The sequence below is a fragment of the Acinetobacter sp. NEB149 genome (assembly GCF_012516415.1).
Lineage (GTDB): Bacteria > Pseudomonadota > Gammaproteobacteria > Pseudomonadales > Moraxellaceae > Acinetobacter > Acinetobacter lwoffii_V.
On record NZ_CP051208.1, the window covers coordinates 1,691,862 to 1,707,109 of the forward strand.

14 protein-coding genes and 3 pseudogenes are annotated in these 15,248 nt (G+C 44.7%); 15 read left to right on the forward strand and 2 right to left on the reverse strand.

Annotated features, from left to right (window positions below):
* Positions 1–52: 52 nt before the first annotated feature.
* Positions 53–964 carry a LysR family transcriptional regulator gene (locus HGD77_RS08040; RefSeq protein WP_004731096.1) on the reverse strand — a complete coding sequence of 304 codons (912 nt, stop codon included), beginning with the start codon at positions 962–964 and terminating at the stop codon, positions 53–55.
* Positions 965–1,079: 115 nt separating this feature from the next.
* Here HGD77_RS08040 and HGD77_RS08045 point away from each other — a divergent pair, with 115 nt between their 5' ends.
* The 15 genes and pseudogenes from HGD77_RS08045 (at position 1,080) to HGD77_RS08115 (ending at position 14,005) form a co-directional block, all read left to right on the forward strand.
* Complete coding sequence (locus HGD77_RS08045) at positions 1,080–2,189, forward strand: muconate/chloromuconate family cycloisomerase (RefSeq protein WP_004731098.1); 1,110 nt, start codon at positions 1,080–1,082, stop codon at positions 2,187–2,189.
* Positions 2,190–2,202: 13 nt separating this feature from the next.
* Positions 2,203–2,493 carry a muconolactone Delta-isomerase gene (gene catC / locus HGD77_RS08050; RefSeq protein ID WP_004647036.1) on the forward strand — a complete coding sequence of 97 codons (291 nt, stop codon included), beginning with the start codon at positions 2,203–2,205 and terminating at the stop codon, positions 2,491–2,493.
* Between the two features lie 154 nt (positions 2,494–2,647).
* Positions 2,648–3,175 (forward strand): annotated as a pseudogene (locus tag HGD77_RS08055) (dioxygenase); the annotation flags it as partial.
* A gap of 79 nt (positions 3,176–3,254) precedes the next feature.
* A complete protein-coding gene (locus tag HGD77_RS08060) occupies positions 3,255–4,118 on the forward strand; it encodes an IS982 family transposase (protein ID WP_004729973.1) in 864 nt (287 codons plus the stop codon).
* A 4-nt stretch (positions 4,119–4,122) separates the two neighbouring features.
* A pseudogene (locus HGD77_RS08065) lies at positions 4,123–4,554 on the forward strand (catechol 1,2-dioxygenase); the annotation flags it as partial.
* Between the two features lie 71 nt (positions 4,555–4,625).
* Positions 4,626–6,014, forward strand: a complete 1,389-nt coding sequence (benA, locus tag HGD77_RS08070; protein WP_004731101.1) for a benzoate 1,2-dioxygenase large subunit — start codon at positions 4,626–4,628, stop codon at positions 6,012–6,014.
* On the forward strand, positions 6,011–6,502 hold the full coding sequence (benB, locus tag HGD77_RS08075) for a benzoate 1,2-dioxygenase small subunit (protein ID WP_004731103.1): 492 nt from the start codon (positions 6,011–6,013) through the stop codon (positions 6,500–6,502). The genes benA and benB overlap by 4 nt, the downstream gene beginning before the upstream one ends.
* Positions 6,503–6,595: 93 nt before the next feature.
* Positions 6,596–7,612, forward strand: coding sequence for a benzoate 1,2-dioxygenase electron transfer component BenC (gene benC / locus HGD77_RS08080; RefSeq protein WP_004731105.1), 1,017 nt, complete (start codon positions 6,596–6,598; stop codon positions 7,610–7,612).
* A gap of 17 nt (positions 7,613–7,629) precedes the next feature.
* Positions 7,630–8,415, forward strand: a complete 786-nt coding sequence (benD, locus tag HGD77_RS08085; protein ID WP_004731107.1) for a benzoate diol dehydrogenase BenD — start codon at positions 7,630–7,632, stop codon at positions 8,413–8,415.
* 58 nt (positions 8,416–8,473) lie between these two features.
* Positions 8,474–9,694, forward strand: coding sequence for a benzoate/H(+) symporter BenE (gene benE, locus HGD77_RS08090; protein WP_004731109.1), 1,221 nt, complete (start codon positions 8,474–8,476; stop codon positions 9,692–9,694).
* Positions 9,695–9,731: 37 nt separating this feature from the next.
* Positions 9,732–10,403 carry a 3-oxoacid CoA-transferase subunit A gene (locus tag HGD77_RS08095; protein ID WP_004731110.1) on the forward strand — a complete coding sequence of 224 codons (672 nt, stop codon included), beginning with the start codon at positions 9,732–9,734 and terminating at the stop codon, positions 10,401–10,403.
* A 19-nt stretch (positions 10,404–10,422) separates the two neighbouring features.
* Positions 10,423–11,079 carry a 3-oxoacid CoA-transferase subunit B gene (locus tag HGD77_RS08100; RefSeq protein ID WP_004731112.1) on the forward strand — a complete coding sequence of 219 codons (657 nt, stop codon included), beginning with the start codon at positions 10,423–10,425 and terminating at the stop codon, positions 11,077–11,079.
* 133 nt (positions 11,080–11,212) lie between these two features.
* The gene (gene pcaF / locus HGD77_RS08105; protein WP_004731114.1) at positions 11,213–12,418 is read left to right on the forward strand and encodes a 3-oxoadipyl-CoA thiolase; all 1,206 of its coding nucleotides are present in this window, start codon (positions 11,213–11,215) and stop codon (positions 12,416–12,418) included.
* Between the two features lie 59 nt (positions 12,419–12,477).
* Complete coding sequence (gene pcaD / locus HGD77_RS08110) at positions 12,478–13,299, forward strand: 3-oxoadipate enol-lactonase (RefSeq protein WP_138743186.1); 822 nt, start codon at positions 12,478–12,480, stop codon at positions 13,297–13,299.
* A 4-nt stretch (positions 13,300–13,303) separates the two neighbouring features.
* Positions 13,304–14,005, forward strand: coding sequence for an IS1 family transposase (locus HGD77_RS08115; RefSeq protein WP_004282345.1), 702 nt, complete (start codon positions 13,304–13,306; stop codon positions 14,003–14,005).
* Between the two features lie 121 nt (positions 14,006–14,126).
* Here HGD77_RS08115 and HGD77_RS08120 read toward each other — a convergent pair.
* Positions 14,127–15,013: pseudogene (locus HGD77_RS08120) on the reverse strand (multidrug transporter).
* Between the last annotated feature and the right edge of the window lie 235 nt (positions 15,014–15,248).

Here is a 15,248-nt window from a genome sequence, read left to right on the forward strand (position 1 = left end):
ATAGCGTCCTCATCGGTTTTTAGTGCTATATCATTCACACGATTTTTAGCGATTAAAATACCGATCGATCGTATTTTAGCGCTTCAAGATCATAGACTTGATACACAGCATCAAACAGGTAACGGATGTATTCGCTTTCATCCATATTGCGCATCGCCATAAAGACAGGACTCACTGCAAAAGCATCTGCTAGAGGTACAAAGTTGAGATGGGCTAATTTAATGTTTTGCGCGCTTTCCGGTACGATGCAGACGCCTTCTCCGGCAGCGACAAAGCCCAGTGCCAGCTGTAACTCACGGACAATCCGGATATTTTTCGGCTCCAGACCATACTCGGAAAATATGCCACGAACCTGGGTCGAGAAATTTGCCTTTCCAGTATTCGGATATAAGAACAGATGCTGATCAACCAGTTCAGATAAATGTATATTTTCACGATGGGCCAGTACATGACTTGAATGAGCCGCCACCACTAGGCCTTCTTCACGTAATAACACGCGTTTTATCGCAGGATCCGAGATTCTTAAACGGCCAAAACCGACATCAATTCTTCCCTCTTTCAGCGCCTGAATCTGTTCATAGGTATTCATTTCCATCATCTCGATTTTGAGATAAGGATGCTGCTGCTTAAATAAAAATAAAATCCGTGACAGCAAACCAAACAATAAAGAGCCAACAAAACCGATGGTTATGGTGCGATCAGCAATGCCAATCCGTTTGGTCATCGATTTTATTTCTTCAGCATTAGACAAAAGTTTAACAGCGTGCTGATAGAAGAATTGACCGGCTTCGGTGGTTTTTAGCGGACGGCTACCACGCTCAAATAGCTGAATATCGAGCTCTTGCTCTAGATTTTGGATCTGTCGGCTCAAAGGTGGTTGAGCAATAAACAGTTTTTCTGCCGCTTTGGTAAAACTTTGTTCTTCGACGACGGCAACGAAGTAACGTAAATGTCTGAGTTCCATGGCTTTGAATACCTTTAAAGTATAAAAAAATGCTAAATCGATCTTAGACCAATCAACATTATTCTTTTAAGGTATATCAAGTCAAAGCATTAAAGCAAGAATGTGAACCCGTATTATGTATAAGTCAGTTGAAACCTTGCTGGTTCAAATACCGACGATCCGTCCTCACAAGATGGCTGTCGCAACCATGCAAACCCAGACCCTGGTATTGGTCAAAATCACCACTGAAGATGGTTACATCGGTTGGGGTGAAGCAACAACTATCGGTGGCTTAGGTTATGGTGATGAAAGCCCGGAAAGCGTAAAAGTTAATATTGAAACTTATTTTGCGCCTCTTTTAAAGACATTATCCGGTTTAAATGTTGCACAGACATTACAAGCAATTAAAAAGAATATTAATGGTAACCGTTTTGCCAAATGTGCGATTCAGACTGCACTTTTAGACATTCAGGCACAACGTTTAGGTTTGCCATTAAGCGAAGTCCTCGGTGGCCGCTTACGTGACAGTATTCCAGTTCTTTGGGTATTGGCTTCTGGCAATACCGAAAAAGATATTGCTGAAGCCCAGAAAATGATTGCGGCAAAACGTCACAATATTTTCAAACTCAAAATCGGTTCTCGTCCGGTAGAAGAAGATGTTGAACATGTGCTGGCAATTAAGAAAGCCTTAGGCAAAGACGTTTCGATCCGTGTCGATGTGAACCGTGCCTGGTCAGAACTGGAGGCGATTAAAGGCATTAAGTTATTGCAAGATGGCGGTGTTGATCTGATTGAACAGCCATGTGCAATTGATAACCTGGACGCCATGCGCCGTCTGACCCGACGTTTTGATGTTGCCATCATGGCAGACGAATCGTTAATGGGCCCGCACTCAGCGTATGAGATTGCCAAACAAAACGGTTCATCTGTTTTTGCAGTCAAAGTTGCCCAGTCGGGTGGCCTGATTGAAGGTTGCGAAGTAGGCAAGATTGCCAAACTTGCAGGTATTGACCTGTATGGCGGCACCATGCTGGAAGGCCCGGTAGGCACAATTGCTTCGGCACATGTGTTCTCTACTTTTGAAAGTCTGGCGTTCGGTACCGAGCTGTTTGGTCCTCTACTGCTGACTGAAGATATTTTGAAAACCCCACTCAACTATCAAAACTTTGAACTTGAGATTCCGAAAGGACCAGGTCTGGGGATTGAGTTGGATGAAAACAAGATTGACAACTTGCGTCGTCAGTAATTAGGAGAAACCCATGCTTTTTCACGTACGTATGGATGTAAACATTCCACGTGACCTGCCAGTTGAACAGGCAAACGAAATTAAGGCTGTTGAAAAAGCCTATTCGCAGGAATTGCAGCGTCAAGGCAAATGGCGTCATATCTGGCGCATCACGGGCCAGTACTCAAACATCAGTATTTTTGATGTTGAAAGCAATGAAGAGTTGCACAACCTGTTACAAGGCTTGCCGCTCTATCCTTATATGAATATTGAAGTGATGGCATTAAACCGTCACCCATCTTCAGTTCGAGATGACGACAGTTGATTAAATTAGCGGATTGGGAGTCACCGGATTCCCCTTCCGAATCGAAAACAGAGGGTACCTCAACAAGGATTGTGGCCAGCCAGATTTAGCCAGCCAATGAAAGCTAAAAAAGTGCGCCACTAAAAGATGAAAGACATACTTTAGGAGCAATAGTATGAATCGCCAAGAAATTGATGCATTAGTTAAGCAAATGAACGTTGATACAGCGACAGGTCCTGTAGATGAACGTGTACAACAAGTTGTTGTGCGTTTATTGGGCGACCTTTTCCAGGCTATCGAAGATCTTGATATTTCCCAGTCAGAACTGTGGAAAGGCCTGGAATACTTTACTGATGCCGGTCAAGCGAACGAATTAGGTTTATTGGCTGCAGGTTTGGGTCTGGAGCATTACCTAGACTTACGTGCTGATGAAGCAGATGCTAAAGCAGGTATTACTGGCGGTACGCCACGTACGATTGAAGGTCCACTTTATGTCGCTGGCGCACCTGAAACTGTAAGCTTTGCGCGTATGGATGATGGTTCTGAAGAAGGCAAAATCCCGACGCTGATCATTGAAGGTACAGTGACGGATACTGACGGCAACCGTGTTGAAGGTGCCAAAGTTGAAATCTGGCATGCAAACAGCCTGGGTAACTACTCATTCTTTGACAAGTCACAGTCTGACTTTAACCTGAGTTCGACATAAAAAATAAATAAAAAAAGCCTTAGCATCTGTAATATCTTGGTTACGAAGACAAAACATTTCAGAGCAAGGCTTTTTCATGGACTATATTACCGAATTATTTTGTATCTTGGATGATTTCTGCAAAAAGTTTAATGAATCTTTAGAGAAAGCTCTAATTTCTGATCAAAAAACAACAATGAAAAAGTCAGCTTTAAGCTTGTCTGAAGTCATGACCATTGTCATTTTATTTCATAAATCCGGGTTTAGATTTTTCAAATATTTTTATTGTCATATGATCATCCCATTTTGGAAATCAGCTTTTCCCAAGCTTCTTAGTTACAATCGTTTTATTGAAATTATGCCGCGTTGTTTGCAAGCTTTGAGTAGTTTCTTCCATCAAGTTAAAGGAGAAGATACCGGAATTTGTATTATTGATTCGACTAAATTGGTCGTTTGCCATAATCTTAGAATTAAAAGACATCGTGTATTTAAAGGCTTAGCTGGTCGTGGTAAAAGTAGCACAGGTTGGTTTTATGGATTTAAAGTCCATATTGTTATCAACAACTTGGGTGAAATTATTAATCTCAAGATTACATCGGGAAGTGTTCATGATGTTGCTGTACTTGAATCTTTAACCCAAGAGTTAAAAGGTATTTTACTGGGCGATAAAGGCTATCTGAGTAAAGCAAAAACTGAAGCTTTAGCAGCAAGGGGGCTCAGACTATTAACCCCGTCACGCAAGAATATGAAAAATAAACCCATCCAAACTGAAGAAGAAAAACAATTGCTTTGCAGAAGAGGATTGATCGAAACAGTGAATGATCAGTTAAAAAACTTACATCAAATTGACCATTCACGTCATCGTTCGGTGAATAACTTTATGGTGAATATTATGGCTGCTATAGTGGCTTATTGCTTAAATCCAAATAAGCCAACTTTCCAAAACTTGCTAAAAAGCTAAAATATTTCATCGAACTCAGGTTGACTTTAACTTGCGTCGCAGCATCATTACCGCTGCCGATGGTCAATATACTGCATTGACTACAATGCCAGTGGGTTATGGCTGCCCTCCAGAAGGTACCACCCAGTTTGTACTGGACAAATTAGGCCGTCACGGTAACCGTCCATCGCACGTACATTACTTCGTATCTGCACCGGGTTACCGCAAACTGACTACTCAATTCAACATTGAAGGCGACCAATACCTGTGGGATGACTTTGCATTCGCGACTCGTGAAGGCCTGGTGGCAACTGCGGTTGACGTGACTGATGAAGCTGAAATTGCAAAACGTGGTCTAAACGGTCCTTTCAAACACATTCAATTTGATATTGAACTTGTGAAAGAGAAACAAAACGTACCTTCTACTGAAGTTGATCGTCGCCGCGCTAGCGCTTAATACATTAAGAAGCGGGATATGCCTTGAGATATATCCCGCTGACTTCCCCCTTGGAAAGTCGGAGAAAGGACATGCCTCGTATTCCCGTAATTAACACCAGCCATTTAGACCGCATTGACGAATTACTGGTTGATGATTATGAATCTGGTGAATTTAAACTACACCGTTCAGTATTTACAGACCAGGCCCTGTTTGACCTTGAGATGAAATACATCTTTGAAGGTAACTGGGTTTATCTAGCACATGAAAGCCAGATTCCAAACAATAACGACTTCTATACTACTTATATTGGTCGTCAGCCGATCATCATTGCACGTAACCGTCAAGGTGAACTGAATGCCATGATCAATGCCTGTTCGCATCGCGGTGCACAATTGTGCCGTAACAAGAAAGGCAATAAAGCAACTTATACTTGCCCATTCCATGGCTGGACGTTTAATAACTCAGGTAAGTTATTAAAAGTCAAAGATCCGGCTGAAGCGGGTTATTCAGACTGCTTTAACAAAGACGGTTCACATGACCTGAAAAAGGTTGCCCGTTTTGAAAACTATAAAGGTTTCCTGTTCGGTAGCTTGAATCCGGATGTTCCTTCTCTGGAAGAATACCTGGGTGAAGCGACTAAAATCATTGACATGATCGTGGATCAGTCTGAACAAGGTCTGGAAGTTTTACGTGGTTCTTCGACTTATACCTATGAAGGTAACTGGAAGTTGACTGCTGAAAACGGTGCTGATGGTTATCACGTGTCTGCTGTACACTGGAACTATGCTGCAACCACTCAGCAACGTAAAGAGAAAGAAGCTGGCGATAACATCCGTGCCATGAGCGCGGGTTCATGGGGCAAACAAGGCGGTGGTTCTTACGGTTTTGAACACGGTCACATGCTGCTTTGGACTCAATGGGCTAACCCTGAAGACCGTCCTAACTTTGCCAAGAAAGATGAATACACTGCGCAATATGGCGAAGCCATGGCGAAGTGGATGATCGAACGTTCACGTAACCTGTGTATCTATCCAAACGTTTACTTCATGGATCAGTTCGGTTCACAGATCCGTGTCCTGCGCCCGATCTCTGTCGATAAGACTGAAGTGACGATCTACTGTATCGCGCCTGTAGGTGAAGAGCCGGAAGCACGTACACGTCGTATCCGTCAGTATGAAGACTTCTTTAACGCATCAGGTATGGCAACCCCAGACGATCTTGAAGAATTCCGTGCATGTCAGGCAGGTTATGCCGGTATCGCGCTGGAATGGAACGACATGTGCCGTGGTTCTAAACACTGGATCCAAGGCCCGGACGATGCTGCCAATGAAATCGGTTTAAAACCAAAACTGTCTGGTATTAAAACTGAAGATGAAGGTCTATACCTGGCTCAGCACCAGTACTGGTTAGAATTGATCAAAAAAGGCATTGCGACTGAAAAAGAAATTGCAGCATCTACTGAAGGAGAAAACGCATGAGCGACATCACTTTAGAAAATATTGCGCAGTTCCTGTATCAAGAAGCTCGCTTTTTGGATGATGAGCAATGGGATGACTGGTTAACTTGTTATGCCCCTACTGCTTCTTTCTGGATGCCAGCCTGGGATGACGACGACAAACTGACTACAGATCCACAGTCTGAAATCTCCCTGATTTATTATCCAGACCGTCAAGGTTTAGAAGACCGCGTGTTCCGGATCAAGACTGAACGCTCATCTGCCACCATGCCGGATACACGTACCAGCCACAACATCAGCAATATTGAAGTTGTTGAACGTGATGGCGACAAGGCCACTGTACGTTTTAACTGGAACACCTTGAGTTTCCGTTACAAAACAAGTTACAGCTACTTCGGTATGTCTCGTTATGAAATCGATTTCTCAGGCGATAAACCACAGATTTTAAGCAAATACGTGGTACTGAAAAATGATTACATCAATCAGGTTATCGACATCTATCACCTTTAAGACTGTTTTTATTACAGCCAGGTAAAACCTTTCAGCCAGATGGAAAATTGGCTGAAAGGTCCAGTTACAAAGATTTATATAGGATATTCAGCCATGTCAAACCACAATGTTGCACTTCAATTTGAAGATGGCGTTACACGTTTTATTTCTGTTGCCCAAGGCGAGACCCTGTCTGATGCAGCTTACCGTCAAAAGATCAATATTCCTTTGGACTGCCGTGATGGTGCTTGTGGAACGTGTCGTGCGTTTTGTGAATCAGGTTCATTTGACATGCCTGAAGAAACTTATATTGAAGATGCATTAACGCCTGAAGAAGCGGCTGAAGGCTACATTCTTGCTTGCCAATGTAAACCAACCTCAGACGCCGTATTTCAGATTCAGGCCTCTTCGGAAGTGTGTAAAACTGAAATTCACGCATTCCAGGGTACTTTGGCGCGTGTCGAAAACCTGTCTGACTCGACCATTACCTTTGATATTCAGTTAGATGAAGGTCAACCAGACATTCACTTCCTTGCGGGTCAATATGTGAACGTGGGTATTCCAGGTACAACTGAAACCCGTTCTTATTCATTCAGCTCTAAACCAGGCAACCGTTTAACCGGCTTTGTGGTACGTAACGTGCCAAACGGTAAAATGAGTGAGTTCTTGAGTGCCAATGCCCAAGCTGGCGACAAAATGACCTTTACTGGTCCATTTGGTAGCTTCTACCTGCGCCCTGTGACCCGCCCTGTCTTGATGCTAGCGGGTGGTACAGGTATCGCACCATTCATGTCGATGCTGCAAGTGCTGGAAGAAAAAGGTTCAGAGCATCCAGTGCGTTTAGTATTTGGTGTGACCAATGACTTTGACCTGGTAGCGATTGAAAAACTGAACGAACTGCAAGACAAATTCTCGTGGTTTGAATACCGCACAGTGGTTGCTAACCCAGAATCTGCACATGAGCGTAAAGGCTATGTGACCGGTCATATCGAAAATGAATGGCTGAATGACGGTGATGTAGATGTCTACCTGTGTGGTCCAGTACCAATGGTAGAAGCGGTTCGCGGCTGGTTAGATGCTGAAGGCGTTAAACCTGCAAGCTTCCTGTTTGAAAAATTCTCTGCCAACTAATAGAGGGAATTTGTTCAATGTCTAACCGTCAAAGATTTGAAAATAAAGTTGTAATCGTGACGGGTGCCGCGCAAGGCATCGGTCGCGGTGTCGCGCTGCAAGTGGCGAGCGAAGGTGCCCAAGTCGTCATGGCTGACCTTTCCCCTTATGTAGAAGAAGTTCTGGCTGAAATTGAAGCGACTGGCGGTGATGCGATTACGGTCAAAGCCAATCTGGAAACGTTTGCTGGTGCTCAATCAGTCGTTGAAAAAGCGCTAGAAACCTATGGTCGTGTCGATGTGCTCATCAACAACGTCGGTGGCGCGATTTGGATGAAACCTTTCGAGGAATTTTCTGAAGAGGAAATTATCAAGGAAGTGAACCGTTCATTGTTCCCGACCTTGTGGTGCTGCCGTGCAGTACTTCCGGAAATGATTAAAAATCAGAAAGGTACCATTGTAAACGTGTCTTCTATTGCGACACGCGGCATTAACCGTGTGCCATATTCGGCATCGAAAGGTGGTGTGAACGGCCTGACCGCTTCCCTTGCCTTTGAACATGCTAAAGACGGAATCCGTGTCAATGCAATCGCGACAGGTGGTACTGAAGCACCACCACGTAAAGTACCGCGCAATGCCAATCCACTGACTGAATCTGAAAAACAATGGATGCAGCAAGTGGTTGATCAGACCATTGACCGTACTTTCATGGGACGCTACGGTACGATTCAGGAGCAAGTGAATGCAATTGTATTCCTGGCTTCGGATGAATCATCTTATATGACAGGTACAGTAGTACCGGTCGGTGGTGGTGATCAGGGCTAATCCTGATCATCACGATTTTTAACAGGCTCATGGTTCGACGCAAGGAGGCACATCACCAATGAACACCCTGTTTCAGACATTAAAAAATGATTGGTCCATTTCAGCCACTGTTGCAGGATTTTTAGCAGTCCTGATCTCCTATTCGGGGCCACTGATCATTTTTTTCCAGGCGGCGCAGCAAGCCCAAGTTTCCCCGGACATGATGATTTCATGGATTTGGGGAATTTCTATTGGTGCTGCGCTCGCAGGTATCTTTTTATCAATTAAATACAAAATACCTGTCGTCACCGCCTGGTCTGCGCCCGGAACGGCTTTATTAGTCACGCTGTTTCCCGACATTTCGCTCAATGAAGCGGTTGCTGCCTATATCACCTCTGCCGTGGTGATTTTTTTCATTGGGATTACCGGTTATTTCGACAAGTTGCTGTCCTGGATTCCCCAGGAAGTGGCTGCCGGGATGATGGCAGGGATTTTACTGCAGTTTGGTTTAGGGCTGTTCACCGCGACCGATACCATGCCCTATATCGTCTTTGGCATGCTGGCGGTATTTTTGCTGGCCAAGCGTTTCAGTCCACGTTATGCCATGGTCTGGGTGCTGATTGCCGGTGTGGTTTTAAGCATGCTGCTGGGCAAGATTAACCCGGTCACGGCAGATTTCAGTCTGGCGATTCCGCAATTTATTGCACCGGAATGGACCTGGAGTTCCACCCTGAATCTGGCCCTTCCCCTGATTCTGGTCAGCCTATCTGGCCAGTTTTTACCGGGAATGGCGATTATCAAACTCAGTGGTTATGACATGCCCGCCAAGCCAATTATTAGTGCAACCAGTATTGCCTCGCTTGCAGTGGCCTGTGTAGGTGGTATCACGATTGTCTTGGCCTCGATCACAGCTGCTTTGTGTCTGGGGAAAGATGCCCACGAGCTGAAAGAAAAGCGTTATATCGCTGGTGTGGCGAATGGGCTTTTTTACATTTTAGGCGGCTTATTTGCCGGCAGCATTGTCATGCTTTTTAGCCTGATGCCCAAAGAATTAATTGCGGCTTTGGCAGGACTGGCATTACTGGGTGCGATTGCCACCAACATTTCCGTGGCCATGGGCAAAGAGTCGCAACGTGATGCAGCACTGATCACCTTTTTAGCGACTGCTTCCGGCATGCATTTCTTGGGACTGAGTTCAGTCTTTTGGGGAATTTGCATTGGCCTGGTAGCACATTTTCTGCTGTCACAGAAAAACCGTAACGCAGTTCCGGTTACAGCATCAGATTCAAAACGAGTTTAAAGACATCCATCAGTTTAGGATATGTAAGGACCAGATTATGATAGATAAAAGTTCATTATCATTGAAAGAAGCACTCTCCCAGATCAAGGACGGTTCTACCATTATGATCGGTGGTTTCGGTACAGCGGGTCAGCCTGCTGAACTGATTGATGGTCTGATCGAATTGGGTATTAAAGACCTGATTATTGTCAACAATAATGCCGGTAATGGCGATTATGGTCTGGCGAAACTGCTTAAAGCGGGCGCTGTGCGTAAAATTATCTGTTCTTTCCCGCGTCAGTCAGATTCCTGGGTATTTGACGAACTCTATCGTGCAGGCAAGATCGAACTGGAACTGGTGCCGCAAGGTAATCTGGCTTGCCGTATTCAGGCAGCAGGTATGGGCTTAGGTCCAATCTACACGCCTACCGGTTTTGGTACTTTGCTGGCTGAAGGCAAACCGACCATGAACTACGAAGGTAAAGACTACGTTTTAGAAAATCCAATTAAAGCTGACTTTGCTTTAATTAAAGCTTCTAAAGGCGACCGTTGGGGCAATCTGGTCTACCGTAAATCTGCGCGTAACTTCGGCCCGATTATGGCGATGGCTGCGGATGTGACGATTGCTCAAGTTTCTGAAGTGGTTGAACTGGGTGCACTGGATCCGGAACACATCATCACCCCGGGAATTTTTGTTCAACACGTTGTTCAAGTTAAACCTGCACAATAATTGGCATCGGAGATAAATAATGAGCTATAGCAAACTGACCCGTGACCAGATCGCTGAACGTGTGGCACAAGATATTCCTGATGGCGCTTATGTGAACCTCGGTATTGGTTTACCGACCAAGATTTCCAGCTACCTGCCAAGCGATAAAGACGTCTTCCTGCATTCTGAAAATGGCCTGTTGGCTTTCGGTCCTCCTCCTGCTGAAGAAGACCGCGATCCTGAGCTGATTAATGCTGGTAAAGAATTCGTAACTTTACTTGAAGGCGGTTCATTCTTCCATCATGGTGATTCTTTCGCGATGATGCGTGGCGGTCACTTAGACATCGCCGTACTGGGCGCGTTCCAGGTCGCTGAAAATGGTGACTTGGCTAACTGGCATACCGGTGCACCGGATGCAATTCCAGCAGTCGGCGGTGCGATGGATCTGGCTGTGGGCGCGAAGAAAGTCTTTATTACGACTGACCACGTGACCAAAAAAGGCGAGCCAAAAATCGTGGCTGAACTGACGTATCCGGCTACTGGCTTGAAATGTGTCGACCGTATCTATACCGACCTCTGCGTGATTGATGTCACCCCTGAAGGGATGAAAGTGATTGAGAAAGTTGAAGGTCTGTCATTTGAAGAATTGCAGTCATTGACTGGTGCCAAACTGATTGATGCGACTCAATCAAATTAAGGGGAAGTCCCTCCTTTATTAAAGGAGGGATTTAGGGAGGATTTGAGGAATAAAACTACTTCATTAAATCCCTCCCAACCTCCCTTTAAAAAGGGAGGAGTTTTCTTCTTTTAAATATGTGAGCAAATACACAATGAAAAACGCATATATTATCGATGCCATCCGTACCCCATTCGGCCGTTATGCCGGTGGTCTCGCGCCTGTCCGTGCAGATGACTTAGGTGCGCTGCCAATTAAAGCTTTGATGGAACGTAATCCAAGTGTGAACTGGGAACAGGTCGATGACGTGATCTATGGCTGTGCCAATCAGGCCGGTGAAGACAACCGTAACGTCGGTCGTATGTCTTCTCTGCTTGCAGGTTTGCCTTATCAGGTACCAGCGACGACCGTGAACCGCCTGTGTGGTTCATCGATGGATGCCATCGCAATGGCAGCACGTGCGATTAAAGCCGGTGAAGCGAATCTGATTATTGCTGGTGGTGTAGAAAGCATGTCACGCGCCCCATTCGTGATGGGCAAGTCAGAAACGGCGTATGGCCGTAGCCAGAAGATTGAAGACACCACCATGGGATGGCGTTTTATCAATCCGAAACTGAAAGAAATGTACGGCGTAGAAACCATGCCGCAAACGGCTGAAAATCTGGCGGAACAGTTCAACATCAACCGTGAAGACCAGGACAAGTTTGCCTTGACCAGCCAGCAACGTACTGCAGCAGCACAGGCCAAAGGTTTCTATAAAAATGAAATTATTCCTGTAGTGATTCCACAGCGTAAAGGCGATCCGGTGGTTGTCGATACTGATGAACATCCGCGTGCATCTACCACTGCAGAAGCTCTGGCAAAACTGAAGCCTGTGGTGAAAGCAGAGGGGACGGTAACGGCGGGTAATGCTTCAGGGATTAACGATGGTGCAGCTGCCCTGTTGATCGCGTCTGATGAAGCAATTGCTCAACATGGCTTAAAACCACGTGCCAAAATTATTGGTTCAACCGTCGTTGGTGTTGAACCACGTATCATGGGCTTTGGTCCAGCACCTGCCATTAAGAAATTACTGGCGCAAACCGGTCTGACTTTAGAGCAGATGGATGTGATCGAGCTGAATGAAGCTTTTGCAGCACAAGCTTTGGCTTGTACTCGTGACCTTGGCATTGAAGATGGTTCAGAGAAAGTCAATCCGAATGGTGGTGCAATTGCTTTGGGCCATCCACTTGGTGCATCTGGCGCACGCTTAGTCACAACCGCACTCAACCAGCTGGAACAAACTGGCGGTAAATACGGTCTTTGTTCAATGTGTATTGGTGTCGGTCAAGGCATCGCTTTGATTATTGAACGCGTCTAACAACCTATTAAAAAGATAAACCTCCTCCCTTTTTTAAAGGGAGGTCGGGAGGGATTTCAATGCCAACATTTACATCCAACGATGCCCAGATCAATTACCAGACCTTTGGTGATGCCAGCAAACCTGCCCTGGTTTTTTCTAATTCATTGGGTACTAAATTCAGCATGTGGCAACCACAAATTGAATTTTTCCAGCAAGACTATTTTGTCATTTGCTATGACACTCGTGGTCATGGCGCTTCCTCTGCACCACAAGGTCCGTATAGCCTGGACCAGCTAGGACAGGATGTAGTGAATCTGCTGGATCACCTGAACATCCAGAAAGCCGCTTTCTGTGGTATCTCGATGGGCGGTTTAACCGGTCAATGGTTAGCGATTAACAAGCCTGAACGTTTTAGCCACGTGATTATTTGCAATACTGCTGCCAAGATTGGTCAGGAACAAGCCTGGCTGGAACGTGCCGCGTTGGTGCGTGAACAAGGTCTGGCACCGATTGCATCAACTGCAGCATCACGCTGGTTTACCGAACCCTTTATCCAAAGCAACGCAGCGACAGTTGCAGAACTTTCAAACGACCTTGGAGCTGGCAGCCCGGAAGGTTATGCAAGTTGTTGCGAAGCTTTGGCTAAGGCGGATTTACGTGAACAGATCAAAACGATTTCAGTGCCCGTACTGATTGTGGCCGGTCAGCAAGACCCGGTGACGACAGTTGCAGATGGTCAAGCCATGCAAGCTGAAATTTCACAAAGCCAGCTGTTTGAAATCAATGCCTCGCACATTTCCAATGTGGAGCAACCAGAAGCCTTTAATCAGGCAGTTCAGAAATTTGGTGGTGTTTCAAAAAGTATGCTGAAAAAAACAATATGGCTTTTGATAAAATAGAGGTATGAAAATAACGCTACAAATCAAATGTCCTACCTGTCTAAGTAACAATATAAAGAGAAATGGCATCAAAGTAGATGGGAAACAAAACCATCAGTGCAAAGATTGCAAACGTCAATTTATTGGTGATCATGCATTAAGCTATCAAGGGTGTAACTCAGGTATTACCGGCAAGATATTACATTTAATGGTCAGAGGAAGCGGTGTAAGAGATATTGCTGAAGTCGAGCGTATCAGCATTGGCAAGGTATTACGAACCTTAAGTGAATCGATCTATCAGATTCAGCCTAAACAAAGCCACTACGAATGTCTTGAAGTCGATGAACTTTGGACTTTTGTAGGGAATAAGAAAAATAAACAATGGCTTATTTATGCCTACCATCGAGAATCTGGAGAAATTGTTGCTTATGTTTGGGGTAAGCGGGATTTAGCAACGGTTCAACGTCTTAAAGCTAGACTTAAAAAGCTTGGGGTTCAATATGCTCGAATTGCGAGTGATCATTGGGATAGTTTTATCACAGCATTTCAATGTTGCAAGCAAGTGATTGGTAAGTTTTTTACCGTCGGTATTGAAGGTAACAATTGTAGAATTCGTCATCGAATCAGGCGTGGATTTAGGAGAAGTTGCAACTTTTCTAAAAAGCTCGAAAATCATTTTAAAGCCTTTGATTTGACTTTCTTTTACCTTAATAACGGATTTGTTTAACGCCAGCATACTTTTTGAAACACCACCAGAAATTTATTGCAGCTTAAATACTAGAGGCAAAGAAAAAGCCACTGTTGATCAGTGGCTTTTTTATGCTTAGATTTAAAAAACTGGTTCTACATCAGGCCCAGATCACTAAAATCGCTGCAATCACTACTAAGCCCAGACCCCAATGCTCGGTACGTGCCAGTTTTTCTTTAAAGAAATATGCCGAAATCAGCATACTAAACAGAATCTCAATTTGTCCTAAGGTTTTCACGACCGGCACACTCATCATGCTCATGGCAGTAAACCAGCCTAGTGATGCCATAAAACTGCACACACTCACTTTAAAAGTTAAGCCCAGACGCTGCCACATAGCCACTAAAGTCTGGCGGCTGAATAGGCTTAGATAAAGCAGCATACTCAGGCACTGAAAACTGATCACCATTAACAACACCCAGGCCGCACGATACAAGGTTGGTAAAGTGGTTAATTCCAGACTGGCTTCGCGTACCAGAAGTGAGGTGATGGCAAAACTTAAACCGCTTCCGATGCCAATAGCCAGTGTTCTGGTTGAAAACCCGCTGACCTGTTGGCCTTTACTCAATAAAAATACCGCATATCCGCCCAGCGCCACACCAATCCAGGCCAAAAATGACAAATGATCTGCTAATAAGGTCACACCAATAATGGCGGCTAAAATGGCTTCACTTTTCGCCAGCCCCACCCCAACGGCATAATTTTTTGCTTGAACAGTTGCACCATCAGTGCCGTAGCTAAAATCTGACTGCAACCCGCAATCACCACACAGACCCAGAACTTGGGCGTGAAGTGAATCACACTTTCAACTGGCTTGAAATAATACAGGCTGCTCAGGTAAAGCGCAGCGAATGGCAAACCGAAAATAAAGCGTGCCAGGGTGACTCCCCACACATCGACCGTGGTGCTGAGCTGTTTTTGAAAGGCGTTGCGCCAAGCCTGCATAAATGCAGCAATTAAAGTGAAAAAAATCCAGCTGAATGCCATCTACTGATCGCTATTACTACAAAAGTGAATTAATTCTATGTCTTAACAAAAGGACTGACTAATTAAAAATAGGATGCTGGCCAATAGCAGAAAGTTTGGCTTAATTTGGAAAGATTCCAGCTGAAAAAATGCAATGTGATCTGCCAGTCATTTTAAAACGTGAAAATGGTACTAATTTTGCTTAGTCAAACCTTCCTAGGCTGATGTGTACAGTGTGTATTTATTCTATATGTTT